Origin of the sequence: Novosphingobium sp. 63-713 (assembly GCF_001898925.1) — a bacterium.
GTDB lineage: Bacteria > Pseudomonadota > Alphaproteobacteria > Sphingomonadales > Sphingomonadaceae > Novosphingobium.
Genome location: NZ_MKVS01000008.1, coordinates 314,568 through 338,506, shown reverse-complemented (window position 1 = coordinate 338,506; position 23,939 = coordinate 314,568). Strand labels below are relative to the sequence as shown.

Annotated in this window: 23 protein-coding genes and 1 tRNA gene; 12 read left to right on the top strand and 12 right to left on the bottom strand. The window is 63.9% G+C overall.

Annotated features, from left to right (window positions below; translation table 11 throughout):
- The first annotated feature begins 177 nt into the window (after window positions 1-177).
- The 3 genes from BGP00_RS06710 (at window position 178) to BGP00_RS06700 (ending at window position 2,126) form a co-directional block, all read left to right on the top strand.
- Window positions 178-498, top strand: coding sequence for a metalloregulator ArsR/SmtB family transcription factor (locus BGP00_RS06710; RefSeq protein WP_168604786.1), 321 nt, complete (start codon window positions 178-180; stop codon window positions 496-498).
- Complete coding sequence (locus tag BGP00_RS06705) at window positions 495-1,154, top strand: SdpI family protein (RefSeq protein ID WP_292689877.1); 660 nt, start codon at window positions 495-497, stop codon at window positions 1,152-1,154. Before BGP00_RS06710 ends, BGP00_RS06705 begins: the two co-directional genes overlap by 4 nt.
- An 84-nt stretch (window positions 1,155-1,238) precedes the next feature.
- A complete protein-coding gene (locus tag BGP00_RS06700) occupies window positions 1,239-2,126 on the top strand; it encodes a GyrI-like domain-containing protein (RefSeq protein WP_292689879.1) in 888 nt (295 codons plus the stop codon).
- Window positions 2,127-2,165: 39 nt separating this feature from the next.
- On the opposite strand, the gene BGP00_RS06695 is transcribed toward BGP00_RS06700, so the two are convergent.
- From BGP00_RS06695 to BGP00_RS06685, 3 genes are all read right to left on the bottom strand, one after another.
- Window positions 2,166-3,329: a crosslink repair DNA glycosylase YcaQ family protein gene (locus tag BGP00_RS06695; RefSeq protein WP_292689882.1), complete on the bottom strand. Its 1,164-nt coding sequence runs from the start codon at window positions 3,327-3,329 to the stop codon at window positions 2,166-2,168.
- Between the two features lie 33 nt (window positions 3,330-3,362).
- A complete protein-coding gene (locus tag BGP00_RS06690) occupies window positions 3,363-4,013 on the bottom strand; it encodes a DUF998 domain-containing protein (RefSeq protein ID WP_292689884.1) in 651 nt (216 codons plus the stop codon).
- Between the two features lie 101 nt (window positions 4,014-4,114).
- A complete protein-coding gene (locus tag BGP00_RS06685; RefSeq protein ID WP_168604782.1) occupies window positions 4,115-4,393 on the bottom strand; it encodes a metal/formaldehyde-sensitive transcriptional repressor in 279 nt (92 codons plus the stop codon).
- A gap of 275 nt (window positions 4,394-4,668) precedes the next feature.
- Between BGP00_RS06685 and BGP00_RS06680 the strand changes: the two genes are divergently transcribed.
- Genes BGP00_RS06680 through BGP00_RS06670 form a run of 3 tightly spaced genes read left to right on the top strand, consistent with a single transcriptional unit; the run spans window position 4,669 to window position 9,096 of the window.
- Window positions 4,669-5,988, top strand: a complete 1,320-nt coding sequence (locus tag BGP00_RS06680) for a carbohydrate porin (RefSeq protein WP_292689886.1) — start codon at window positions 4,669-4,671, stop codon at window positions 5,986-5,988.
- 22 nt (window positions 5,989-6,010) lie between these two features.
- The gene (locus BGP00_RS06675; RefSeq protein WP_292689888.1) at window positions 6,011-7,756 is read left to right on the top strand and encodes an ABC transporter permease subunit; all 1,746 of its coding nucleotides are present in this window, start codon (window positions 6,011-6,013) and stop codon (window positions 7,754-7,756) included.
- 17 nt (window positions 7,757-7,773) lie between these two features.
- On the top strand, window positions 7,774-9,096 hold the full coding sequence (locus tag BGP00_RS06670; protein ID WP_292689889.1) for a nitrate/sulfonate/bicarbonate ABC transporter ATP-binding protein: 1,323 nt from the start codon (window positions 7,774-7,776) through the stop codon (window positions 9,094-9,096).
- Between the two features lie 364 nt (window positions 9,097-9,460).
- Here the strand turns inward: BGP00_RS06670 and BGP00_RS06665 are convergent, their stop codons facing one another.
- On the bottom strand, window positions 9,461-9,877 hold the full coding sequence (locus tag BGP00_RS06665; protein ID WP_292689891.1) for a helix-turn-helix domain-containing protein: 417 nt from the start codon (window positions 9,875-9,877) through the stop codon (window positions 9,461-9,463).
- 65 nt (window positions 9,878-9,942) lie between these two features.
- Between BGP00_RS06665 and BGP00_RS06660 the strand changes: the two genes are divergently transcribed.
- Window positions 9,943-10,770 carry a class I SAM-dependent methyltransferase gene (locus BGP00_RS06660; protein WP_292689893.1) on the top strand — a complete coding sequence of 276 codons (828 nt, stop codon included), beginning with the start codon at window positions 9,943-9,945 and terminating at the stop codon, window positions 10,768-10,770.
- 17 nt (window positions 10,771-10,787) lie between these two features.
- Here BGP00_RS06660 and BGP00_RS06655 read toward each other — a convergent pair whose 3' ends face one another.
- Both BGP00_RS06655 and BGP00_RS06650 read right to left on the bottom strand, forming a co-directional pair.
- Window positions 10,788-11,591: an aldo/keto reductase gene (locus BGP00_RS06655; RefSeq protein ID WP_292689894.1), complete on the bottom strand. Its 804-nt coding sequence runs from the start codon at window positions 11,589-11,591 to the stop codon at window positions 10,788-10,790.
- Between the two features lie 240 nt (window positions 11,592-11,831).
- Entirely contained in the window at window positions 11,832-12,638 is an 807-nt protein-coding gene (locus BGP00_RS06650) for a nickel permease (protein WP_292689895.1), read from the bottom strand.
- Window positions 12,639-13,021: 383 nt separating this feature from the next.
- Here BGP00_RS06650 and BGP00_RS06645 point away from each other — a divergent pair, with 383 nt between their 5' ends.
- The 3 genes from BGP00_RS06645 (at window position 13,022) to BGP00_RS06635 (ending at window position 17,001) form a co-directional block, all read left to right on the top strand.
- Window positions 13,022-15,022, top strand: a complete 2,001-nt coding sequence (locus BGP00_RS06645) for a TonB-dependent receptor (RefSeq protein ID WP_292689896.1) — start codon at window positions 13,022-13,024, stop codon at window positions 15,020-15,022.
- Between the two features lie 315 nt (window positions 15,023-15,337).
- Complete coding sequence (locus BGP00_RS06640; protein ID WP_292689898.1) at window positions 15,338-16,246, top strand: hypothetical protein; 909 nt, start codon at window positions 15,338-15,340, stop codon at window positions 16,244-16,246.
- Window positions 16,247-16,677: 431 nt separating this feature from the next.
- A complete protein-coding gene (locus BGP00_RS06635) occupies window positions 16,678-17,001 on the top strand; it encodes a UrcA family protein (RefSeq protein ID WP_292689900.1) in 324 nt (107 codons plus the stop codon).
- A gap of 130 nt (window positions 17,002-17,131) precedes the next feature.
- On the opposite strand, the gene BGP00_RS06630 is transcribed toward BGP00_RS06635, so the two are convergent.
- The 5 genes from BGP00_RS06630 to BGP00_RS06610 form a co-directional block, all read right to left on the bottom strand.
- Window positions 17,132-17,206 (bottom strand) — tRNA-Gln (locus BGP00_RS06630).
- Between the two features lie 117 nt (window positions 17,207-17,323).
- The gene (yghU, locus tag BGP00_RS06625) at window positions 17,324-18,169 is read right to left on the bottom strand and encodes a glutathione-dependent disulfide-bond oxidoreductase (RefSeq protein WP_292689901.1); all 846 of its coding nucleotides are present in this window, start codon (window positions 18,167-18,169) and stop codon (window positions 17,324-17,326) included.
- A 165-nt stretch (window positions 18,170-18,334) separates the two neighbouring features.
- Complete coding sequence (locus tag BGP00_RS06620; RefSeq protein WP_292689903.1) at window positions 18,335-19,438, bottom strand: branched-chain amino acid aminotransferase; 1,104 nt, start codon at window positions 19,436-19,438, stop codon at window positions 18,335-18,337.
- Window positions 19,439-19,585: 147 nt separating this feature from the next.
- On the bottom strand, window positions 19,586-20,500 hold the full coding sequence (locus BGP00_RS06615) for a quinoprotein relay system zinc metallohydrolase 1 (protein ID WP_292689905.1): 915 nt from the start codon (window positions 20,498-20,500) through the stop codon (window positions 19,586-19,588).
- A 19-nt stretch (window positions 20,501-20,519) separates the two neighbouring features.
- Window positions 20,520-21,206: a quinoprotein dehydrogenase-associated SoxYZ-like carrier gene (locus BGP00_RS06610; protein WP_310014586.1), complete on the bottom strand. Its 687-nt coding sequence runs from the start codon at window positions 21,204-21,206 to the stop codon at window positions 20,520-20,522.
- 163 nt (window positions 21,207-21,369) lie between these two features.
- On the opposite strand from BGP00_RS06610, the gene BGP00_RS06605 reads away from it, so the two are divergent.
- Entirely contained in the window at window positions 21,370-21,882 is a 513-nt protein-coding gene (locus BGP00_RS06605; protein ID WP_292689906.1) for a rhodanese, read from the top strand.
- 496 nt (window positions 21,883-22,378) lie between these two features.
- Here BGP00_RS06605 and BGP00_RS06600 read toward each other — a convergent pair whose 3' ends face one another.
- Window positions 22,379-22,897: a hypothetical protein gene (locus BGP00_RS06600; protein WP_292689907.1), complete on the bottom strand. Its 519-nt coding sequence runs from the start codon at window positions 22,895-22,897 to the stop codon at window positions 22,379-22,381.
- 102 nt (window positions 22,898-22,999) lie between these two features.
- Here BGP00_RS06600 and BGP00_RS06595 point away from each other — a divergent pair, with 102 nt between their 5' ends.
- Window positions 23,000-23,827, top strand: coding sequence for a TlyA family RNA methyltransferase (locus BGP00_RS06595; RefSeq protein WP_292689908.1), 828 nt, complete (start codon window positions 23,000-23,002; stop codon window positions 23,825-23,827).
- Window positions 23,828-23,939 lie beyond the last annotated feature (112 nt).

The window sequence follows — 23,939 nt, the reverse complement described above, 5'->3', positions numbered from 1 at the left end:
CAAACCCATGCCCTCCGGGTCGGTTCCGTGTCCACAGACGAATTGCTCTCCCCATGCGACGAGAATGGAGGCGCGCAGAGAGGGGACAGCGGCGCCAAGGACCGATGGGAGGCCAGCCCAGCACGCCGCCTTGCAAACCGCTTGCCATTTGCTGTTTAGCGTATTAGCTAAATAGCTATGAACGCTATCTTCGACGCTCTCTCCCATCCGATTCGCCGTGAGGTGCTGGAATTGCTCAAGCGCGGCGGGATGACCGCAGGCGAGCTGGCCGAACATTTCCCGGTTTCCAAACCGACCATGTCCGGCCATTTCGCCAAGCTGAAATCCGCAGGCCTGATTTTGGGCGAAAACCGTGGCGGGACCATCATCTACACACTGAACCTCTCGGTGCTCGAAGAGGCGGTGATGGGGTTCATGAACCGGGTGCGCACCGGCCAAAGCACTTCGGGCCATGGCGCTGCGGCCCAAACCTGTCCGCCAAAGGGAGAAACAGCATGAAAGTGAAGGGCCTTTTGATGGCGAGCCTGCTGCTTGCCGCGCTGATGGCCGCGATCGGGGCGCTGGCGCTGATGCGGCTGCCCGAAGGCGCGCGGCTGATCACGCATTGGGCGGCGGACGGCAGGCCCAACGGCTCCATGCCTGCGGCGCGTGCGCTGTTCATCGCGCCGCTGATGGTTGCGCTGCTGGGCGCGCTGTTCGCCGTTCTGCCCAGCATCGAGCCCTTGCAGGACCGGATGGCGCAATCGGCGCAAGTGCTGCGGGTCGGCTGGATTTCGCTGCTGATGCTGATGACGCTGGTGTTCGCGCAGATTGCGGGTCCGGCCTTCGGCATTGTGCTCCCCGTCTCTTTGGTAAGCTTTGGCGCGGGCGCCATGCTGGTCGCTTTGGGCAATGTGCTGCCCAAGTCGCGGCCCGGCTTTTTCGTCGGCATCCGCACGCCATGGACGTTGACCGACACCGAAAACTGGATTGCCACGCACCGGTTTGCCGCGCGTCTTTTCATCCTTGCGGGCCTTGCCGTGATGCTGGCTTCGGTCTTGCCGGTGCCGATGGCCTTGCGCGGCGGATTGCTGGTGGGCGCGGCGCTCTTTGCCGCACTGGTTCCGACGATCTATTCCTGGTGGTTCTGGCAAAGCCGCAAGAGGCGTTCATAAGCGTTGCGGCATTGCGCAAGAACGGTCGAGCGGGGATCCTGCCTTCATGGCTAAGTGACGGGGCCACCACGAAGGAAGTTCCCGATGACCGCTGCCGACACGACCGAGGCCCGCTATCTGCTGCGAATACAGCGGGTGGTCGATCATATCCACCGCCATCTCGACGGCGATCTTGGGCTTGAAGTGCTGAGCGGGGTTGCGGCCTTTTCGCCCTTTCATTTCCACCGGCAGTTCAGCGCCATGTTCGGCATGTCGCTCCACCGCTATGTGCAGATGGCGCGGATGAAACGGGCCGCATCGCGATTGGCCTATCGCGCAGACACCGTGACCGACATCGCGTTCGAGGCCGGCTATGAAGCGCCCGACAGCTTCGCCCGCGCCTTTCGCCAGCGCATCGGGCAGGCGCCTCTGGCCTTTCGGGAACAACCGGACTGGGCGGCATGGGAGGCGGCAATGGCGCCGCTTTCCCGAGCCAGGAACCGTATCATGACCCAGCAATTTTCCAGCAACGATATATCCCTGCGCGAGGTGTCCGATGTAACCATCGCTTTGATGAGCCATCACGGCGATCCGCAGCGCCTTGGCGAAACGATCAGGCGCTTTATCGCGTGGCGCAAGGGCAATGGCGTGCGTGCCGCCGATCATGCCACCTACACGATCTTTCACACCGACCCGGAGATCAGCGGACCCGAGGCCTATCATCTCGATCTGGCCACCGAAATCCGCCGTCCGTTGACAGCGGCCGATGCCGGGGTTGAGGCGGGCGTCATTCCGGGCGGGCGTTGCGCGGTGCTGCGCGTGATGGGCAACAGCGATGATCTGCGCCCGGCGGCGGAATTTCTCTACGGCACATGGCTGCCCCTCAGCGGAGAGGAATTGCGCGACTTTCCGCTCTACGCCCAACGCATCCGCTTCTTTCCCGATGTGCCCGAGCAGGAGGCGATCACCGATCTGTTCCTGCCGCTGCGATAGGGAGGCCGACCGCGCGGGACGGCTCTGCTCGCTTCCGCGCTATGGCGCCACACGCACCCCTGCGAGGCCAAGCCACGATGCCATGCGTTCAAGTTCGGCCCGAAGCCGCACCATGGTCTCGGCCGGAGCATCCGGTTCAAGCGTTATGCGATGGGCAAGGAGGAGCCCCGCCGCGCGGTCCGCTTTCAGATCGACGCGCGCGACCAGAGCCTCGTCCATCAGGAAGGGCAGGACATAATAGCCATGCGCACGCTTTTCCTGCGGAACATAAATCTCGATGCGGTAGCGGAAGCCGAACAGCCTTTCGGCGCGGCCACGTTCCCAGATCAGCGGATCGAAGGGGGCGAGCAGCGCGGCGCCGGTAATCTTGCGTGGCGCGCGGGCATCGCGGTGCATCCAGGCCTTTTGCGTCCAGCCCTCGACGCGCACCGGCACGAGAAGGCCCGCATCGACCTGCGCCGCGATGGCGTGATCGGCCTCATCCGGTTTGAGACGATAATAGTCGCGCAAATCGGCCAAGGTCGCCACGCCCAAAGCCATGGCGCTGCGGGCGATAAGCTCTTGCTGCGCGGTTGCGGCGTCCGGTGTGGGCAGGGCCAAAATCTTTTGCGGCAAAACCCGTTCCGGCAGATCATACACCCGCGCGAAACTTCCCCGCCGCGTGGAGGTGGTGATCTGCCCGGACCAGAACAGCCATTCGAGGGCGTGCTTGGTCTGGCTCCATTCCCACCATCCGCTTTTGCTGGCCCCATTCTCGAAATCGGCGGCGGTCAGCGGGCCTTCCGCCGCGATCCTGTTGAGCACAAGTTGGGCTTCCTCACGGCGCTCGGTCGCAAAGCGCCGCAAGGCAGAGTATCCGATCTCGCCGCGCTCCGCCCGCGCCATGCGCCAGCGCAGCAGCGGATGGAGATCGAGCGGCAGCAGCGATGCCTCATGGGCCCAGTATTCGAACATGCGGCGGTGCCGTCGGGCGCCCCACGCCGCCTGCTCCAGATCTGCACGATCATACGGCCCGATGCGCGAAAAGGCCGGGAGATAATGCGCCCGCGTCAACACGTTCACGCTGTCGATCTGAAACAGGCCCAGCCTGTCCAGCACGCGGCGCATTTGCCCCGCCGCCGGACGCTCGGACTGACGCCCCCCGAAACCCTGTGCCGCAAGCGCAATGCGTCGGGCGTCGCGAAGGGAAAGCTCAATGGTCATGGCCGCAAGTCTGGCGGCGCAAAGCCGAACCTGTCAATCGGAGGTGGAGCGCCGGTTCACAGATGACTGAAGCCACCGGCTGTTCAGCATAAGCCATCCGATCAGGACAGCGACAAAGAACCGGTTGGTGATGCCATAGGGCGCGCCCCTGTGCAGGGTCAGATACTGAGCGATAAAGGCGGCGATCAAAAGCCCGGCCCATGCCAGCGCCGCAATTCGATGGGCGCGCCAGCGGGGATCGAGAGCATAGGACCATGCCAGGCACATCGTAGAGAGCAGGATGCTGACGATATTCACCAGAAAGCTGATCGCGTGAATATCGCCGGTGCGCGTTGACGGCGCGGTTTCAAGGTCTGTCGGATAGAGCGCTGTAACAAGCAGGCCGACAAACGCCACGACCAGAAGCGCCGCCCCGATCCGGCCCGGCCACGATCCCGGCCCATCCCGCAAAAGCCCCAAGGCCAGCGTCAGGCAGCCCGCGCCCAAGGCGACAAAGGCCGTCGTCATGATCCAGCCGAAACGGCCGACCGCATAGTCGCTGATCATATGATCGATGACCGTGTAATCGGGCCGGATCACATGCATCAGCAACAGCGCAGTCAGGAAGTACGCAAAGAACCCCGTCGCCGCCCTGGGCAGGATGGTGGACCTAGAGTGCTTTCCATCATGGTTGGACTCGGCCATCTGCCGCCTCCCATTTGCTTGCCCCGAGCAGTTTAGAGCATGAAGCTGCGTCTGCAAGTAACCGCTCCTGTGCCCGATGACGGGGCAGGGCGGACGGCGCTTTACCGCAGATAGGCTCTGACGATCGCCACCAGTTCCTCGGCGGCCTGCACCTTGGGGTCGCTGACGGGCAGGTCCGGCTCGATCATATGTTCGCGGATGTGATCCTCGATCACCTCGGCGATGAAGCCTTCAAGCGCGCCGCGACAGGCGGTGGCCTGTTGCAGCACGCGGGCGCATTCGACATCGCCGCTGACGGCGCGTTCCAGCGCATCAACCTGTCCCTTCAGCCGTTTCAGCCGATTGAGGAGCTTTTGCTTTTCAGCCGCAACATGGCTCATGCTCTGCCCTTTTCACCTTGATACCATACCCCCCTAGGGTATATGCCCGCCCAAGTCGAGTCGGCCTGCAACCGGCAGCCATGACCGACGTTCCGAGGGAATCAATCGATGCCGCGAAGTTGCAACCATTCCGCCGACGAGGGCGACAGTAGGCTCAACGCCTTGCTGACGCTTGCGTGGCGGTCGGCATCTTTCCGAACCGGGAAGCCATGCGCGTAATCTGATGCGCGATGGGTTGGGACGGAAGGCGTGCCTTTCCGTTCAAGGACCCGATAATGATCAATCTGACTGCTTTGCGCGCCCTGTGCGCCGCGCCTTTCGCGCTGGCTATGCCGGCCGTCCCCGCCTTTGCCGACGAGGCCCCGCCGCCCGATCAGCGCTATGCCGTCCATGGCCAATATACCGGGGTGGTACAGGGCGTCGGCGGCTTCGCCTCACCCTATGCCGCCGACAACAGCCTCGATCCCCATCAGGTCAAGGCCACCAATGATGCCACGCTCTATTTTGGCCTGCGCCTCTGGAAAGGCGGCGAGATCTGGATCAACCCGGAAGTGGATCAAGGCTTTGGCCTGTCAAACACGCTAGGCGCGGGCGGTTTCCCCAGCGCCGAGGCCTATAAGGTCGGCAAGATGGCGCCCTATTTCAAACTGCAGCGCGCCTTTGCCCGCCAGACCATTGCGCTGGGCGGGGATACGGTCGGGCTGGAGGCGGGGATCAACCAGTTGCGCGCGACCACCACGGCAAACCGCATCGTCATCACGGCGGGCAAGATGGGGGTAGGTGATATTTTCGACACCAACAAATTCGCCCATGACCCGCGCGGCGATTTCCTCAACTGGGCGCTGGTCGACACGGGCAGCTTCGATTACGCGGCCAATGCCTGGGGCTATACCTATGGCATTGCGGCGGAATGGTATCAGGGGCCGTGGACCCTGCGCGCCGGTTTGTATAACCTGTCCAAGGTTCCCAATGGCATCGAGCTGGAGGCCGATTTCTCGCAAAACGCCTTGATGGTCGAGGGCGAGCGGCGCTTTCGCATCGCCGGACGCGAGGGCGCATTGCGGGTGACGGGCTTTCGCAATCGCGGCCTGTTCGCGCGGTTCGATGAGGCGCTGGCCAGGGGCGCGCCGCTCGACCTGGCGCCCGTGCGGCGCAGGCAGGATCGCTTCGGCATCGCGCTCAATGCCGAGCAGGACGTGACCGATGCTCTTGGCCTGTTCCTGCGCGCCGGGACCAGCGACGGTGCGATCGAGACCTATGACTTCACCGACATCGACCGCAGCCTTGCTTTCGGCGGAGCGCTCAAGGGCAAGGCATGGGGGCGGCCGCAGGATACGCTGGCCGTAGCGGGCGTGGTCAACGGCATTTCCGATGCACACAGGCGCTGGCTGGCGGCGGGCGGCATGGGCGTGCTGGTAGGCGATGGCGCGCTGCCCCATCCGGGGGATGAAGAGATCATCGAGGCCTATTACGCCTTGCGCCCTGTGGGCTGGGCTTCGTTCACCCTCGATTATCAGCATATCGCCAATCCGGGCTACAACCGCGATCGCGGCCCGGCCGATATCATCGCCTTTCGCGTTCATGCAGGCTTCTGAAGCCTTGTGAGAGGGTCGTTCCATGAGCCCTGACAAAAAACCGCTCCCCGTCCTGCCCAGCTTCTCGCGGATGCTGCGCCTGACACGCCCCAGCCGCGAGGATGCGATGGCATTCGTCATCCTCGCGGGTCTGGCGCTGCTGGTGTTCCGCGCGGGTGAGGGGATGGTCGAGCCGCTCTCCAGCCTGCATCTGGAGCCGGTGACGCTTGATCCGGCGCATCTGCCCTATTATGCGCTGCGCACGGTGCTGCGCATGTTTGCCGCGCTGCTCGCCTCCACGCTGTTCACGCTGATTGTCTCGACGCTGGCCGCACGCAGTCGGCGTGCCGGACAGATCATCGTGCCCGCGCTGGATATTCTGCAATCGGTGCCGATCCTTGGCTTCCTGACCTTCACCGTCACCTTTTTCATGAACCTGTTTCCCGGCAATGTGCTGGGGGTGGAACTGGCCAGCATCTTTGCCATCTTCACTTCGCAGGCGTGGAACATGGCCTTCAGCTTCTACCAGTCGCTGCGCAATCTGCCCGGCGATCTGGAGGAAGTGTGTGAGGGGTTCGATCTCTCGCCGCTGCGTCGGTTCCTGCGGCTCGACCTGCCCTATGCCACGCCCGCGCTGGTGTGGAATGCGATGATGTCCATGTCGGGCGGGTGGTTCTTTGTGGTGGCCTCCGAAGCGATCACTCTGGGCAATACGACCGTGACCTTGCCGGGGATCGGTTCCTATCTGGCCTTGGCCATCGCGCATCAGGATTTCGGCGCGGTGGGCTGGGCGGTGGGCATGATGGCCCTGGTCATCATCGCCTATGACCAGTTGTTTTTCCGCCCGATCGTGGCTTGGGCCGACCGGTTCCGTTTTGAACAGACGGCTAGCGCCGAGGCGCCGCAAAGCTGGGTCTATAATTTGCTTCGTCGCACCCGTGTCCTGCCGTTGCTGTTCGCGCCTCTTGGGGCCTTGATCGGATTGCTGCTAGCGCTTGAACCGCGCCGATCCAAACGCCGCGCGGACGAAACTCGCCCGGCCAATGCCGTGGTCGAGCGGATATGGCAGGCGTCGGTCTGGATGGTGGTGGTCGCGGCCCTGGGCTGGACCGGTCATTATGTGCTGACCTCGCTGGGCCTGCATGACATCCTGCTGGCCTTTGGCTATGCGGCGATCACGCTGGTGCGGGTCGTGGTGCTGATCGTGCTGGCCAGCGCGGTCTGGGTGCCGCTTGGGGTGATGATCGGCCTGCGCTCGCGCCTTGCCGAGAGGGTTCAGCCCTTTGCGCAATTTCTTGCCGCGTTCCCGGCCAATGTGCTGTTTCCCTTTGCGGTGATGGGCATCGTGCGGTTCGGCCCGCTGCCCGACATCTGGCTCTCGCCGCTGATGATTCTGGGTACGCAATGGTACATCCTGTTCAACGTGATCGCGGGGGCCAGTTCGATCCCCAATGACCTGCGCGAGGCGGCGGACATGTTTGGCGTGCGGGGCTGGCAATGGTGGCGTCAGGTCGCGCTGCCCGGCGTCTTTCCCTATTATATCACCGGCGCGCTGACCGCCTCGGGCGGCTCGTGGAACGCCTCCATCGTGGCCGAGGTAGTGACATGGGGCAGCCATCGCCTCGAAGCGCATGGCCTTGGCGCCTATATCGCCGATGCCACCGCGGCGGGCCATTATCCGCAGGTCGCGCTGGGCATCGCCGTGATGAGCCTGTTCGTCCTTGGTTTCAACCGTCTGGTCTGGCGCCCACTCTATGCCTTTGGCGAGCGCCGCCTGCGGCTTTCCTGATTTTCGGAGTATTTCCCATGGCAACCATCGCTCCTGCCGCCCCGCTGCCCGCCATCCCGCTGATCGAGGTCAATGGTCTCAACCATTATTACGGCCCGCCGCCGGGCGGCCATCTGGTGCTCGAAAATGTCGATCTGACGCTGTATCAGAACGAGGTTGTCGGCCTGTTGGGGCGTTCCGGTTCGGGCAAATCCACCTTGCTGCGCTCGATTGCGGGGCTGATCCGCCCGCGCCACGGCACGGTGGAGCGCGTCGCCGGCCCGGATTGCCCCGACCCCAGCGTGGCCATGGTGTTCCAGACCTTCGCGCTTTTCCCATGGCTGACGGTGCAGGAAAATGTCGAACTGGGGCTGGAGGCGCAGAAAGTGCCGCCTGAGGAGCGCCGCGCCCGCGCGCTGGCCGCCATTGACCTGATCGGGCTGGACGGGTTTGAACACGCCTATCCCAAGGAATTGTCTGGCGGGATGCGGCAGAGGGTGGGGCTTGCACGGGCGCTGGTGGTCAATCCGTCCCTGCTGTTGATGGACGAGCCGTTTTCCGCGCTCGATGTGCTGACGGCCGAAACCTTGCGCACCGATCTGCTCGATCTGTGGTCGGAAGGGCGGATGCCGATCAAGTCGATCCTGATCGTGACGCACAATATCGAGGAAGCAGTGCAGATGTGCGACCGCATTCTGGTGTTTTCCTCCAATCCGGGGCGCGTGGTGGCCGAGATCAGGGTGGATATTCCCCGCCCGCGCGACCGGCTCGATCCGCCGTTTCGCGCGCTGGTTGATGATATTTACGCCCGCATGACCGCGCGCCCGGATCAGGTTCAGCCCACTCGCGATGGCGTGTTTCCCGGCACAGGCATCGCCATGGTCCTGCCGCGCGTTTCCACCAATACGCTGGCGGGGCTGATCGAGGAGGTGGATGGCACACCCTTCAACGGCAAGGCCGGTATGGCCGAACTGGCCGCCACGCTCAATTTCGAGGTGGATGATCTGTTTCCGATGGCTGAAACGCTGCAATTGCTGCGCTTTGCCGAATTGCGGGGGGCCGATCTGCTGCTCACCCCATCCGCGCGGCGCTATGCGCAGGCAGGCGTTGACCAGCGCAAGGCGATGTTTGGCGAGGCGCTGCTGGCCCATGTGCCGCTGGCGGGTCATATCCGCCGCATCCTTGACGAGCGCGCCAGCCACAAGGCCCCCGCGCGCCGTTTCCGCGACGAGCTGGAAGACCACATGAGCGAGGATTTCGCCAGCGAAACGCTGCGGACCGTCACTAACTGGGGACGCTATGCCGAGATCTTCACCTATCATGAGGATGTCGATCAGTTCAGTCTGGACGATCCGCAATGACCGGCTTTCATGGGCGCCTTGCCGAAACAAGAGTGCAGGCGCCCGCCACAATGAGGGCCGCGATGCTCAATTCGCCGGTACGAATCCATGCGAACAGTCCGCTCTCTGACAGGGGCATGTGCGGAATCGGGGCGGCGAGGCACAGCAGGCCAAGGCGGCGGACCTGCCATGTCCATGCGCGATGCGCGCATGGGCCGGGACAACCATGGTGGCTGCAACGGCGGCCATACGAAAACTTCCTGATCACAAGCCGACGGGGATTGGTCCGTGACAGCGAGTTGAATTACGAGTTCTCCCGCTGGAAATACGAACCATTCGCAATGGCCGGTTTGGACCTCCTTTGCGGATACCCGCCCCGGTCCGTTCAGCCTTTTCCCTTTGCCTTGCGCGTGCGCTCGGCGGCGATGGTCATCAGGCGGCGGAAGGTGGGGCATTGCGCATGGCTGGGCGCGGGACAGGCTGCCGCATGGCGCAGCCCATCGCGCAGTGCGGCAAGGCGATGAATGGTCCGGTCGATCTCCTCGGCCTTGTTCAGCAACATTGCCCGATCAATATGCGGCGCGCCGCCATCCCCCAGCATATCGGCGATTTCATCCAGCGAGAAACCCGCGGACCGGCCCAGCGCGATGAGCGACAGGCGCTCTACCACATCGGCATCGAATGTGCGGCGCAGACCGCGACGGCCCAGCGATTCAATCAGCCCCTTCTCCTCATAGAAGCGGAGCGTCGATGCTGGTACGCCGCTGCGACGGGCCAGTTCGGCAATATCGATCAATGCCATCTTGACCTCAAGTGGACTTGAAGTGGCAACATGGCGCGAATCGACAGGTTAGGCAAGGAGCGCATATGACGGATCAGCAACCGGAAACCACGGGGTGGAACACACAGCGCAGTCAGGTGTGGGTTGAATTGCAGCCCATGCTCGACCGGTTGTTTTCGCCCTTCGAACGCATTCTGGTCGACGCGGTGGGGGTTCGGGGCGCGCGCGCCGTGCTCGACATAGGCTGCGGGGCAGGGGCGACGACGCTGGCCATCGCGCAGCAGTTCGGGGGCGAGGTGGATTGCACCGGTCTCGACATTTCGCAGGACCTTGTCGATGCCGCCTCCCGCCGCGCGGAGGGCATGGACAACGTTCGCTTTCTGTGTGCCGATGCCCAAAGGCACGCCTTTCCGCCCGAGCAGTTTGACGCGATTGTCTCGCGCTTCGGGGTGATGTTCTTCGATGATCCGGTCGCCGCTTTCGCCAATCTGCGAGCGGCGGCCCGACCGGGAGCCGCGCTGACCTGCATCGCCTGGCGCAGCGCTTCGGACAATCCTTTCATGACGGTGCAGCGCCGGGCCATCGCCGAAGTGCTGGGGCCGCAGGGCGATCCCGCCCCCGATGCGCCCGGCCAGTTCGCCTTTGCCGATGACGGGCGGGTGAGGGGCATTCTTGCCGATGCCGGATGGAGCGACATCGACATTCGGCCGATCAATGTGCCATGCACCTTGCCCGCCGAGAATCTGCCGATCTACGCCCGGCGCATGGGCGGGATGGACGCCATCGCGTCCGATCTGGACGAGGCGCAATGGGGCCGCCTCGAAGCGGCTTTGGATCGCGGCTTCGCCGGTTTCGTGGTCGACGGCGTCGCCCGGTTCGAGGCTGCATGCTGGGTGGTGCAGGCCAGGCGATGATGGTCGCGCCGGAGCGGCTATAGCATCTCAAGCCCTCGGCGCGCGGTCGGGCGGGGGAAGCTGCGCTCAAGCTGGGCGATGTCCTCGTCGCTCAGCTTGAGATCGGCCGCCGCGCGATTGTCCTGCACGTGCCGGACCGACCCCGCCTTGGGAATGGGCAGGATACTGGGGCGGCTCAGCAGCCATGCCAGCGCGATCCGGGCCGGGCTTGCCTCATGACGGCGGGCCACTTCGGCAAGAGTCTTGTGCGAGAGCAGGCGCCCCTGCTCGACCGGGCTGTAGGCCATGACCGGCATCGAGCGATCCGCCAGCCAGGGCAGAAGATTCAGTTCCGGCGCGCGGCGCGTGAGGTTATATAGGATCTGATCGGTGGCGCAGGAATTGCCTCCGGCATCGATCAGTTCTTCCATATCGTCCATATCCAGATTGCTGACCCCCCAGCGGGCGATCAAACCCGCCTCGACCAGTCTCTCCATGGCTTCGACCGTTTCGCCCAGCGGGACCGCGCCGCGCCAGTGCAGGAGATAGAGGTCGAGATGGTCGGTTCCCAGCCGCTTCAGGCTGGCCTCGCAGGATCGGCGCAGGAGCCGGGCCGAGGCGTGATGGGGATAGGCCTTGCTGACCAGAAACACCTTGTCGCGCAGGCCCGCGATCGCCTCGCCATACATTTCGGCGGTGTCGATCAGGGTCATTCCAAGCTCGACCCCTTCGCGCAACGCGGCGATCTCGTCATTTCGCCGCGCGGGGTTTTCGGCCATCATCCATGTGCCTTGTCCCAGCGCAGGAACGGCGGTGCCATCGGGAAAGCGGATTGTCTTCATGATCCTTGCCATGCCTTTCGCGCAGATCGCCCTAGGGCTCCTCAATAGGGCTGCAGACGCAGACTGACTGTTTTTTGCAGCGCCTGATCCAGTTCTTTGCGATGGATTGCAGCGCGGCGATACCTTTGGCAAGCGCGGGACACAAAGCAGCGATCAGCAAAGCAATCATGGGGCGTATCACCACATCGCGGCGGCGCGCCAAACCGGCCCTCGATAGGCGGCTTGCGGTCCTTTGCGCGGTCACCGCGCCCGGCGCCCGCGCCAATGGGCGGCCAGCAGGCCCAGTACAGGCATGGCAATCACGGTGAGCACGCCGATGGTGGCGGCGGCATGACCGGGCAAGGAGCCGACCAGCGTCAGGGCGTCGAGCATGATATAGGCCGCCGCGCCCAGAGACAGCGTGACCACCAGCCAGCCGACCAGACGGCGAAACCGTTCGATCCGCTGCTTTCGCATCGAGCGCAGGACGCGGGCCACGATCTGGCTGTCGATTGTGTCGACCAGTATCATGCCCGCCGAAAACACCCCGATCAGCGCCAGCACAGCCGCAGGGCCGCCGCGCGTTGTGGCCGTCGCGCCCCATGCCGCAGCCTGAGTAATGGTATCGAACACCAGTCCGAACATCAGCCCCACGCCGATGATCGACACCGGCCGGTCGAGCTTGTCGATCCGGCCCGCCAGCACCCGTGAGCGCCAGCCGGTCGGGCGAAAGGGTGTGGGCTTTAAAAGCCCGTGGAGATTGGCGATGCCGACCACCAACAGCATGGCCAGCACCATAACCTCGCTGGCCGGGGCAAACCACGCGGGCGGCGAAAGCCTGTGGGCGACAGCGGCCACCAGAAGCGCCACCACGGCCACGCCAAGACTGTGGCCAAGGGCAAAAAGCGTTCCGATCCACGCGGCCAGGCGCGGTCTGCGCTGGTTTACGGAAAAGACCATATTGTCGATCATGGCGATATGGTCGGGATCAAGACCATGGCGCAGGCCCAGCATGAACATGAGCCCGAGCGCGGATAGATCCAGTCCGGTCGGCAGGGATTGCATCATGGCCCTGGCCACCATGGCTGTCCGGTTTGGGGCAGGAGGGTGCTTGAGAGTATCATGGCATTTCCTTTGGGCGTGAGGCGGTGACGCCTGAGCGCGGGTTGACGGTAGCGTAATATGGTATAACATCACATAATCATCTAGGGATTCTTTGTGAACCCCCTTCTGTTGCCCTTTCCGGCCCCTTGCGGGCGGGCAAACGGAAACACTGTCAGGCCCTTTGATCCGACATGTTTTTATGGCTTTCCGACGGAGGAAATGGGGCTCCATCCCCGCAAACGGAGAAAATGATATGTTATCTTGTTACATTGCAGGATCTCGTCTATGCAGACCCCGTGCCTGAGGGGGCGGCACACTATCGGATCGGAATAAAAAGGACTGAAACCATGAAATTGCCCTCGCTTCTGGCAAGCACCTCGCTTGTGGCCAGCTTGATGGCGGCTGCCCCTGCATGGGCCGCCGATGCCGGCCCGAATGATGGATCGGGACCGGCCATCGTGGTCACGGCAACGCCCTTTCGGCATACCCAGGATGAAACGCCGTCCATCCCCGCCAAAGTGGACACGCAGCAGATCCGGCAGGCGGGCGGGGCCAGCATCGCCGACGCTCTCAAGGACGTACCGGGCGTCTCGGCCTCCGGCTTTGCACAGGGGGCTTCGCGGCCGATCATTCGCGGCATGGATTCCAATCGCGTGCGCCTGCTCGAAGACGGCACGTCGATTTCGGATGTTTCCGACATCGGCCCCGACCACGGCACGCCGATCGACCCGCTGTCCGCGCGCAGCATTGAGGTTGTGCGCGGGGCGGCCACTCTGCGCTATGGTAGCCAGGCGATCGGCGGGGTGATCAACACGATCAACAACCGCGTGCCGACTGAATTGCCCAAGACGCCGTTGTCGGGCGAGCTGACCTCATCCTATACCAGCGTCAATCGCGGTGGCGAGGTCGCCGGGCTGGTGGATGGCAAGGCGGGCGACCTGGCGCTGCATGCCGACGCCTATTACCGGCGCACCGGTGATTATGACACGCCGCTAGGGCGACAGGACAATTCGTTTTTCCATGGTTGGGGCGGGTCGCTGGGCGGCTCCTATTTCTTTGGCAACGGCAGTCACGCCGGGCTGGCCGTCACCCATTATGATGCCCAATATGGCATCCCCAGCGACACGACCTATATCGACATGCGCCAGACCAAGGTCATCAGCCGCAATGTGATCGAGATTGCCTCGCCTTTGCTCAAGTCGGTCAATATCGACGGCAGCTATGGCGATTATCAGCATCAGGAGAAGAATCCCGACGGCTCGGTCAACACCACTTTCCGAAACAAGGAAGCCAATCTGCGCGGCGAACTGCTGTTCAACCGTCTGGGCGCGATCAGCAATTCGGCGCTGGGCGTGGAGTATCAGCACCGTGATTTCTCGGCCGTCGGCGCGGACAGTTCCTATCTTCAGCCTGCCACCTCGCAAAACATCGCCGGATATGTGTTCAGCGAGGTCGAACTGGCCAAGCCGCTGCATCTGGAGGCCAGCGCCCGCGTGGAGCATGTCTCCGTCACCGGCACACCGCTGTCGGATCAATTCACCAGCCGCAATTACACACCGGTCAGCGCTGCGTTGGGCATGCTCTACACCGCAGCGCCGGGGATCAAGCTTGGCTTGACGGCTTCGACCACGGGACGTGCGCCCGCGCTGACGGAATTGTTTGCGCGCGGCGGGCATGATGGCCCCCAGACCTATGAAACCGGCGACCCCAATCTGAAGGTCGAGCGCGCCAAGGCATTGGAGCTGAGCCTGCGCGCCAATCGCGGCGCCTTTCATTTTGAAGGCAGCCTCTATTCCACATGGTTTTCCAATTACATCTATGGCGAGCTGACGGGGCGGACCTGCGATGATGACGGCAATTGCGTGGCGGGCGATACCAATGATCTGCGCGAAGTGTTCTATCGCCAGCAGGGCGCCCATTTCCGGGGGCTGGAAGGCGAGGCGCGCTATGATCTGACCAAGACCGCCCACACCAGCCTGACCGCGCGGGTGATGGGCGATCTGACCCGGGCCACACTGAATGACGGCAACAATGTTCCGCGCATCGCGCCATGGCGTCTGGGCGGCGGGCTGGATTGGCAAAGCCCGCGCTGGGATGCCGGTTTCAGCTATACCCGCTATGGCACCCAGAATGACTATGGCCTGTTTGACACGGCCACGGCGGGCTACAACGCGCTCTCGGCCCATGTGGCGGTGCGCCCTTTCAAACAGTGGCAGGGCGTGGAATTTTCGCTGGTGGGGCAGAACCTGACCAATGACGTTCAGCGCTATGCCACATCCTTCAACAAGGATCTGGTGGTGATGCCGGGCCGCTCGGTTCGGATTGTGGCAAGGATCGCCAGCTTTTGATGATGGCGGGCCCGTATCGTTTGGGCGGGTGAATTTGGGGCCGCTTCGCCACGCTGCCGGGCGGGATCTTACCTGTTCGGCAGCGGGGCAGGCGGCCCGGCCTCGCTGTCATTGCGGAAGGCCTTCCTTCCCTGCGGGCTCGATGATAGCTTGCGGCAAGGACATCGACCGGGTGCCGTTTGCATCGCGGTCTGAGGGCAGCGAATGGTCAGCGCGGGCATCCATACGACCGATTTCCCGACGAAAGGCATCCGGCCTGATGGCGCGGATGGCCCGTCCCATGCCCCGGAATACCCGCCGGGCCCGCAAGCGAAAATGAGCGCGGACGTCTCCTTGGCCGCTTTGTTCGCATGGGATACGGGGGCGTCGATCCTGCCTGAAAGCTATGCCCGCCTGCGCCAGGATCCCGCCTATCCGCGCGCGGTCCGCCGGTTGATCCGAACCATGCTCGAAGCCGCCGCCGACGATCCGGCGCTGGACGGCATCTTCAAGGATGCCGGGCGCAAGGTCGCCGCGCTGGCGGCTGCGCATCTGCACATGTCGGGCGGGATATCCCTGCCGCGCCTGAAATCCCTGATGGCGGAATTTGGACTGGCCAGTCCCGGCCGTGCCCGCGCGCTTCTCCTCTACATGATCTATCTGGGTTTTGTGGAAGCGAAACCGTTGAGGGAGACCGGTGCACCGGCACGCTATCTCGCCACGGAAAAGTTTCTGGCCACCTATCGCAGGCATCTGGCGCTGCTGGCCGAAGCACTGGCGGTCCTTGCCCCGGCGGCGGGGGAAATCGCATCGGATATTGAAAATCCCATCGTGTTCGACAGCTTCATCCGGCACCTCATGCACGGTTTCCTCTACGAAACCCGGCAGGGCCATGACGTCGATGCTTATCACCATGTGTTCCTGCACCGGAATGCCGGCACCCAGATCCTGTATCGGCTTCTTGATGCGGCGCCCGATCACGTCTTCCCGCCGGATGTGCCCGTTCCCTTCGCGATCGCGACGGAGGCGCGCAGATTCAAAGTGTCGCGGATGCATGTCCGCCGTATGCTGGCGGCGGGCGAGGCGGCGGGCCTGATTGCGGTCAGAAACCGGGCGGTCCTGTTCACCCCTGCAGGGCGGACGGCGGTGGAATGGGTCTTTGCAACCAAGATGATCGTTTATCTGGGCGCGGCGGCACGCACATTGCGCGACCGGGCCGCCGCCGTGGGCCACATCGCCGCCTGAACAGGCCGTCGTCTATGCCCGGTCAAAAATGTGCCATTGGGGCATCGGCACTTTCGCGTTAATCCAATCATCGAGACGGGCAAAGGTTCGTTTTCCACGCGATCACAACCGAGGATGAAATCGCCCGATCGCGCCGGAAAATTCGGGTTCCTGCCCGCTGACCAGAAGATTGGTTTTCGCAATGAAGGCATTTTTCATGCGTCCCGGCCGGGTGGTTCGCGATTGTCCGCCTGCTCCCCGTCTGCGGACCGCGCGTTTCATGCCATGGCCGGGCGGCATAGTGTTTCAGCCGTCCAATTGATCAAGCGCGGATCGGCGATTTTGCCCCTCCGATAAACACAATTTCCCCGTCAACCCACGCGCCCGCCCCCCCGCGAGGTCGCGGGCGCACCCGCCTGTCCGTTGGACAAGCACAATGCAGGAGCAGATCCATGGCCAAGACCTTCATCATCGCCACGTTTGCCGCCGCTTTGGCCAACATTCCCGCCATGGCCCACGGCACCATGAATCCGGGTGATCCCGCCGCGGAACCCGCGCCAGTCGCCGTGACCTATGCCGATTTGAATCTGGGCTCGGCCGCCGGACAGGCCACACTGCACCAACGCATCGCCCACGCCGCAACCGAAGCCTGCCTGAATGCCGGTGACGGATTGAGTACACCCCGCGCGGTGTATGAACAGCGAGTATGTCGCGCCCGCGCGATGTCGGGCGCGGAAATCAAACTGGCAACGCGCGGAGCGCCTATGTCGCATTGATCGCTGCTGGGCTGAACATTGCTGACCAACCGCTCTTCGGTTCGGACCTGTGCATAGCAGGCATAGGGGCCGGCCGCATAGTATCCGGGAAATGAACCCGTCGCTTTGATTTTCGATGATAATCGAAGAATGGCTGGGGCGGGAGGATTCGAACCTCCGCATGGCGGTACCAAAAACCGCTGCCTTACCGCTTGGCTACGCCCCAGCATCGCTCCGGCCGCCTTGGGCCGGGAGGCGTCGCATAACGGGATTGCGCGGCGAAGAAAAGAGGCAATTTGAACTTTTTGCGCAAATTGCCTCTTTGTCCGCTTTCATAGCGCGATCAGGCGCTGGCGTTCACAAGAGCGGCGAAATCCTCGGCCGAATGGCGCTCCAGCAAGCCCTTGCGATTGTTGACCAGACGTCCGCGCTGGGTCGCCTCGCGCGCGTCGATTTCCGTTACCCACCGACCCACGTTTTCATACTCCTCAAGGCCGAGGAAGGTTTTGGCATCGCCATAGGCTTCGCCGCGCCACAGGTTGCCCAGCCAGGGATAGGCCGCCATATCGGCGATCGAATAATCGTCGTTGCCCAGAAAACGGCTTTGCGCCAGACGCTTGTCGGCCACGTCGAACAGGCGCTTGGTTTCCATCGCATAGCGGTTGATCGGATATTCGTATTTTTCCGGCGCATAGAAATAGAAATGGCCAAAGCCGCCGCCGATGAAGGGCGCGCTGCCCATCTGCCAGTTGAGCCAGCTAAATGTCTCGGCGCGCGCGGCCCCGCTGGTGGGCAAAAATGCGCCGAATTTCTCGGCCAGGTAAATCAGGATCGCCCCCGATTCGAACACGCGAACCGGCTTGGCCTCGGTCCGGTCGAGCAGGGCGGGGATTTTGGAATTGGGGTTGATCTCGACAAAGCCCGAGCCGAACTGATCGCCCGCGCCAATGTCGATGAACCACGCATCATAGTCCGCGCCCGCATGGCCCGCGGCCAGCAGTTCCTCGAGCAGGATCGTCACCTTCTGTCCATTGGGCGTGGCCAGCGAGTAGAGCTGCAGCCCATGCTGTCCCACAGGCAGTACTTTTTCATGCGTGGCGCCGGAAACGGGGCGGTTGATGCTGGCGAACTGGCCGCCGTTGGTCTTGTCCCAGGTCCAGACCTTGGGCGGGGTATAGGTGTCGCTCATCGTGACAGGCTCCTGCGGGGGTTGATTGCTGGGGCAAGATAGGAACACCCCGCGCGATCCGCCAGAAGCGCGCGTCACAAGAAAGTTTTGACCGGGCAAAAGAAAAGCGGGGGCGTGTTAGGCCCCCGCTTGACGCATTCTCATTTGACTTTGACCTCAGGGGCCTCAGGCGATTTTCATCACCCAGCCATGCGTGTCGGGCATCTGTCCGCGCTGAATGGCCACAAGGCGATCCTTCAGCTTGGCCGTGGTCTGGCCCGGGCCGCCGCTGCCGATGGTAAAGCTGGTGCCGTCGGGCGAGGCCACGCGGCCCACCGGGGTCACCACCGCCGCCGTCCCGCAGGCGAAGGTTTCCAGCAGCTTGCCGCTGGCCGCATCCTCGCGCCACTGGTCGATGGAATAGCGTTCCTCGCGGATGGTCAGCCCTTCCTCGCGCGCCAGTTCAATGAGGCTCGCCCGCGTGATGCCGGGCAGGATCGTGCCCGACAGCGGCGGGGTCAGCAGGCTGCCGTCCTCAAAGGCGAAGAACAGGTTCATGCCGCCCAGTTCCTCAACCCACTTATGCTCGGCCGCGTCAAGGAACAGCACCTGATCGTGGCCGCGTGCAAAGGCTTCGGCGGTGGGCACCAGCGAGGCGGCATAATTGCCGCCACACTTGGCCGCGCCCGTGCCGCCCGGGGCCGCGCGGGTATATTCCGAAACCCAGATCGACACGGCGGGCGCGCCGCTCTTGAAATAATTGCCGGCCGGGCTGGCGATCACGATAAACTTATACTGCTTGGCCGAACGCACGCCGAGGAAAGGCTCGGTGGCGATCATGAAGGGGCGCAGATAGAGCGAGGCGCCTTCCTGACCCGGAATCCATGCCTGATCGGCCAGAACCAATTGCTTGACCGCCTCGACAAACACGTCCTCGGGCAATTCGGGCATGGCAAGGCGGGTCGCGCTGGCGTTAAAACGCTGCGCATTGGCCTCGGGGCGGAACAGCGCGATCGAGCCGTCGGCGTGCTTATACGCCTTGAGGCCTTCAAAGATTTCCTGTGCGTAATGCAGCACGCTGGCCGCCGGATCGAGCGGGATCGGGCCGCGCGGACCAATGGTGGCATCGTGCCAGCCTTTGCCCTCGGTCCATTCAATCACCACCATATGGTCGGTGAACTGCGTGCCGAAACCGGGCGCGGCCAGAATCCCTTCGCGTACCTCATCGGCCACGGGGGCGGGGTGGGGCAGGCGGGTGAAGGACAGGACAGGCTCGGCGATGGTCGCCATGATACACGACTCCTCATGGGGTGAATGCGGTTGCCTTTGAACGAAAATTACGCGCAAGGCAAGGGGCTTGAAATTAAAAATCACAAGGCCCGTTTGTGTCATGGCTGATAGCACGGTTGATGGCGCGGGAAAACCGCCTGAAACCCATCAATTGTCGATGCGGGGCAATTCGCGGGCCTCAAGCCTTGCGTAAAAATGCGAAACCGAGCGCTGCAACTCATAGCGCGCCAGCGCCACGCCCGCAAAACGCTCCGGGATCGGGATGTCGCCCGCCTCGCTCATATCCAGTCCGCGCGCCACTGCATCGGCCAGCGCGCCTTCCAGCCATGTCAGCCAGTCGCGCGTCTGGGCAATCGCGCCATGGGTGGCGTCGACCGGGCCGTGGCCGGGGATCAGCCGCGCGAATTCCCGCCCGTCCAGCACGTCCAGACTGCGCCGCCATGCGACAAGATCCGCATCGGGCGTCGCGGGCGCGCGATTGTGAAACACCAGATCGCCCGCGATCAGCGTGGCCGTAGCCCGGTCCATGATCGCCAGATCGCCCCCCGAATGGCCCGACAGCGCAATGGCCTCCAGCGCCCGCCCGCCGATCTCGAAAGGCCCCGGCGCCACATCCATCCCCGGCAGCACGACATTCGTGCCCGTCATCCAATCGGCCAGCAGGCGATACATGCCATCGGAAAAGCCCCGAGCATCGCGCTCCAGCTCGCGCCGCGTCTCGGGCAGGGCGGCGATGATCGCGGGATCGAAGGCGGCGGCCCCCATCGCATGATCGGGGTGAAGGTGGGTAATGAGCACGCGCAAAACCGGCCCCCCGGTCAGTTTTTGCGCCAATTCCGCCAGCGCCTGTCCATAGGCCAGCGACGGCCCGCAATCGCACAGGATCGCGCCGCCCTTGGCCGCCAGTATCGTGCAATTGGCAATCGCCCCGCCATTGGCAAAGGCAATCGCCTCATCCGCCCCGCGCACCACCCAGACGCCGGGGGCCAGGTTTTCGGGCTTCAGGACATAGCGCTCCGCAGCCCTTGCGGCCAAAGGCGCGGCCATCATGGCGCCGATCATCGCGCGTCGGGTAAAGCCGTTATCCACGCGGGCGACTCTGCAGGCCGATCACGCCCTGATACTCGCGCCCCTCGCTGTCGCGGGCCTGCACCTTGACCGGGCCTTCGCGCGTCGGACGTAACAGGAAAGTGAAGGCCGGGTCTTCGCTCACCGATCCTTCCACCGTCATGCTGGCCAGTTCCACCCCGGCGGCATCGCGCAGATAGATGGTTTCGATATAAAAACTGGGAATATTTTCCACCAGCCCGGTGTCCATCGGATGGCGCAGCGAGACGCGCAGACGCAGATCATCGCCTTCCTTCCACGCGCTCCCCCGCATTTCGCCCAGATGCAGCGCCCAGTCGCCCTTGGCCCGGCTGACCGGAGGTGCAGAGCAGCCTCCGCCCGCCGCATCGACCCATACGCCCGACACATGCCACGCTCCATCGGCCCCCATCACGGCTGCGCGCACCGGGGTCCGCTGGTCCAGCTTGATGCGCAGCGAGAGGAAGGGTGCTGCATGGAGGGGCCGGAAATCAACCGCCTGCGTCAGCGGGTTGAGGTCGGCAAAGATGATGATCCGCGAGGCGCCCGGGATGGTGCGCGCGTCCACCGTCACAGGAAACTGATGCTGATTTTCCGCGATCATCGGCACCTGCAGCCGCACGCGCGGGTCGAACACCACGGGCGCCCCCTTGAACAGACGCGCCGCATGATAGGTCCACATGGGCGACCCCAGCGGGTCTTTCGGCAGGGGGGAGGCCGCCCACGCGCAGGCGGGCAGCAGGAGTAAGGACAAGACCGTGAGGGCTGCTTTGCGCATCATACCAAGGGCGACTATGCACCCTTGCGCGGGCGGGTATATGCTACCTTGGGATAAGGAGGATGGCATGTTGGGGCTGATGGCGGGCGTGATTTTGGCGGCGACGCAACCCGCTTTGTTCGACGCGGATGGCTATCGCGCCTCTTCCTATCGCGCCCCGGTGGACCGCGATCCGGCCCCCGCAACGCGACTGGCGCTGGGGGCGGCCAAAGAATTGCGGGTGGGGCGTGATGCCATGTTTATCGACGCCTTGCCGCTGGGCCGCGCCGCCGGACAATGGCTGCAGACCGAGCCGCATGACACGATTGCGGGCGCGGTCTGGCGGCCGGAGGTCGGGCGGCCCGGTGTCGATCCGGCGCTGTGGGCGGGTCTGCGCGGCGCGATTGCGGCATGGCGGCGGGGGCATCCCGGCGGGCCGGTGGTGCTGTTCTGCCGGGTGGATTGCTGGATGGGGTGGAATGCCGCCCGCCGCCTTGCGCGCGAAGGCGTGGGCGATGTCTATTGGCTGGCCGAAGGCGTGGAAGGGTGGCGCGAGATGGGCGGCGCGCTGGCGCCTGCAAAACCGGAACCCGCAAAATGAGCCAAGCCCGAAAATGAGAAGGGCCACGACAGCCTAAACCGTCGCAGCCCTTCGCATGGTCAGCGGCCGCAAAAGTGCCGCTCACGAAGCCTCTATCGCTTAATCGTTAAACTCAGCGATAATGCCTCGCGATACGGATTGCCGACCTCTCTGCTGAACCATGAGACATCGGATCACCTCCTTTCGCGCTGTTGAGCCATAGGGAGCCGCCGGGGGGCGCAATACCCAGTCCAGACGACGGGGCGAGGGTCTGTTCAACCGCGCTCGCCTTGGATCAAAGGTGGTGTATTTCGCGCTGCACAACAAGTCTTGAAATGGAAAAAATTGCTGTCACAATCTTGGCTCCCTGGACAGGCGAGTCTGGGGAAATCCGCGAAAATCCGTCATATTGCCGTCATGGGCGGCGCGCTCCGGGCGGGGCGGGCGGCGTGTTGCGGAATTATCCCCAGTGATGATGGCATGGGCCTGAGTCGCGCGGATTTTATCACCCGATTTTTCAACGCGGCGCGCGGCAATCCTCGATCACGCGTGAGGCCGAGGCATCGGCGGGCAGCAGCAGCGGCGCATGGCCCGAAACCTCGACCTGCCAGCGGCCGCGCGTAAAGGCGATCGCGTCGAGCAGGCGGTCTGCGGCGGGCAGGGGCAGGACGGCTCCTGCGGCATCGCTCTGCGCGCTTGCCTGACGGGTCTGGGTGGCGGTGGTGATCTGAATAACGCCTCCGGCCGCGCCCGGAATAATCAGGCGCACCTGACCGCCCTGACAGGCCATGATGATCTGTGGCGCAGCGCCCTGCGTGCCATAAACGGCCTGCGAGACGCCGCCCGACGGGCTCCAGCGCCAGGCGCCCGGCGTGATCGGCAGGTCGCGCCAGTCGGTGGGCGTGGCCATCGGCGCGGGCGCGGGGCGCGGGGCCGGTCTGGCCTGCGGCGTGGGCGCAGGCGCGGCGACGGGAGGCGTGGGGGCGCAACTGGACAGCAGCATGGCCAGCGAGACAGGCAGCCCGATCAGAGCCATAGGGCGCCTTGTGGCGAAGAAAGGGGCGCGCGCGATTGCCATCATCGCCTCCCTATGGAATGGGGGAGCGTCCAAGACAAGCCGCCAAACAGAACCGAGACGATGAACAGTTCCAAAAACCGACCGGATGCTGCCGCCAATAGCGCCAAGGCTCCGCCGCCCAAAAAGCCCGCCAAAACCCGCGTTGATCAACTTCTGGTCGACCGCGGCCTTGCCGAGAGCCGCAGCCGGGCCAGCGCGCTGGTGCTGGCCGGATTGGTGTTCAGCGGCGAGACGAAGATTGCGAAGCCGGGACAGCAGATTGCCGAGGACGCCCCGCTCGAAACGCGCGGCCGCGATCATCCGTGGGTATCGCGCGGGGGGATCAAGCTGGCCCATGCGATCGAGCATTTCGGGCTGGACCCGGCGGGCGCCACTGCGATGGATATCGGCAGTTCGACCGGCGGCTTTACCGACGTTTTGCTGACCCATGGGGCCGTGCGGGTGTTTGCCGTCGATTCCGGCACCAACCAACTCTCGTGGAAATTGCGGCAGGACCCGCGCGTCACCGTGCTGGAGCAGACCTCGGCGCGGATCCTGACCGAGAATGAGATCGATGCGCCCTGCGGCTGGGTGGTGTGCGACGCTTCCTTCATCGGTCTGGCCAAGGTGCTGGAGGTGCCGTTGCGGCTTGCGGCGCCCGAATGCCGCCTGGTGGCGCTGATCAAGCCGCAGTTCGAGGTCGGGCGCGGCGAAGTGGGCAAGGGCGGCGTGGTGCGTGATCCTGCGCTGCACGCCCGCGTTTGCGAAGAGGTGCGCGGCTGGGTCGAGGGACTGGGCTTTGCGGTGCAGGGCATTGTCGAAAGCCCTATCACCGGGCCGGAGGGCAATGTCGAATTCCTGATTTCGGCATGGCGCGGGGGCGGATCGACGCAAGGCGCGCAGGATTAACCCTGTTCACGCGATTGGCTCCGTTTCGGAACCAGCGCGCCATGCGCCATTGCGCGCGCGGTTGGCCCCGGCCAGAACACTTTCATGCGGCACGAATCGTGGCGCCGTGTTA

Excerpts from the sequence above, each read along its gene's own strand:
- BGP00_RS06655 (WP_292689894.1), bottom strand. The coding sequence starts at position 11,591 with ATGAAGACAATCCGCTTTCCCGATGGCACCGCCGTTCCTGCGCTGGGA.
- BGP00_RS06645 (WP_292689896.1), top strand. The coding sequence starts at position 13,022 with ATGAAATTGCCCTCGCTTCTGGCAAGCACCTCGCTTGTGGCCAGCTTG.
- BGP00_RS06595 (WP_292689908.1), top strand. The coding sequence starts at position 23,000 with ATGAACAGTTCCAAAAACCGACCGGATGCTGCCGCCAATAGCGCCAAG.
- BGP00_RS06665 (WP_292689891.1), bottom strand. The coding sequence starts at position 9,877 with ATGGCATTGATCGATATTGCCGAACTGGCCCGTCGCAGCGGCGTACCA.
- BGP00_RS06605 (WP_292689906.1), top strand. The coding sequence starts at position 21,370 with ATGTTGGGGCTGATGGCGGGCGTGATTTTGGCGGCGACGCAACCCGCT.
- BGP00_RS06640 (WP_292689898.1), top strand. The coding sequence starts at position 15,338 with ATGAGCGCGGACGTCTCCTTGGCCGCTTTGTTCGCATGGGATACGGGG.
- BGP00_RS06705 (WP_292689877.1), top strand. The coding sequence starts at position 495 with ATGAAAGTGAAGGGCCTTTTGATGGCGAGCCTGCTGCTTGCCGCGCTG.
- BGP00_RS06670 (WP_292689889.1), top strand. The coding sequence starts at position 7,774 with ATGGCAACCATCGCTCCTGCCGCCCCGCTGCCCGCCATCCCGCTGATC.
- BGP00_RS06650 (WP_292689895.1), bottom strand. The coding sequence starts at position 12,638 with ATGATGCAATCCCTGCCGACCGGACTGGATCTATCCGCGCTCGGGCTC.
- BGP00_RS06700 (WP_292689879.1), top strand. The coding sequence starts at position 1,239 with ATGACCGCTGCCGACACGACCGAGGCCCGCTATCTGCTGCGAATACAG.
- BGP00_RS06610 (WP_310014586.1), bottom strand. The coding sequence starts at position 21,206 with ATGTGGACCTATCATGCGGCGCGTCTGTTCAAGGGGGCGCCCGTGGTG.
- BGP00_RS06635 (WP_292689900.1), top strand. The coding sequence starts at position 16,678 with ATGGCCAAGACCTTCATCATCGCCACGTTTGCCGCCGCTTTGGCCAAC.
- yghU (WP_292689901.1), bottom strand. The coding sequence starts at position 18,169 with ATGAGCGACACCTATACCCCGCCCAAGGTCTGGACCTGGGACAAGACC.
- BGP00_RS06660 (WP_292689893.1), top strand. The coding sequence starts at position 9,943 with ATGACGGATCAGCAACCGGAAACCACGGGGTGGAACACACAGCGCAGT.
- BGP00_RS06710 (WP_168604786.1), top strand. The coding sequence starts at position 178 with ATGAACGCTATCTTCGACGCTCTCTCCCATCCGATTCGCCGTGAGGTG.
- BGP00_RS06685 (WP_168604782.1), bottom strand. The coding sequence starts at position 4,393 with ATGAGCCATGTTGCGGCTGAAAAGCAAAAGCTCCTCAATCGGCTGAAA.
- BGP00_RS06680 (WP_292689886.1), top strand. The coding sequence starts at position 4,669 with ATGATCAATCTGACTGCTTTGCGCGCCCTGTGCGCCGCGCCTTTCGCG.
- BGP00_RS06620 (WP_292689903.1), bottom strand. The coding sequence starts at position 19,438 with ATGGCGACCATCGCCGAGCCTGTCCTGTCCTTCACCCGCCTGCCCCAC.
- BGP00_RS06675 (WP_292689888.1), top strand. The coding sequence starts at position 6,011 with ATGAGCCCTGACAAAAAACCGCTCCCCGTCCTGCCCAGCTTCTCGCGG.
- BGP00_RS06615 (WP_292689905.1), bottom strand. The coding sequence starts at position 20,500 with ATGATCGGCGCCATGATGGCCGCGCCTTTGGCCGCAAGGGCTGCGGAG.
- BGP00_RS06600 (WP_292689907.1), bottom strand. The coding sequence starts at position 22,897 with ATGGCTCTGATCGGGCTGCCTGTCTCGCTGGCCATGCTGCTGTCCAGT.
- BGP00_RS06690 (WP_292689884.1), bottom strand. The coding sequence starts at position 4,013 with ATGGCCGAGTCCAACCATGATGGAAAGCACTCTAGGTCCACCATCCTG.
- BGP00_RS06695 (WP_292689882.1), bottom strand. The coding sequence starts at position 3,329 with ATGACCATTGAGCTTTCCCTTCGCGACGCCCGACGCATTGCGCTTGCG.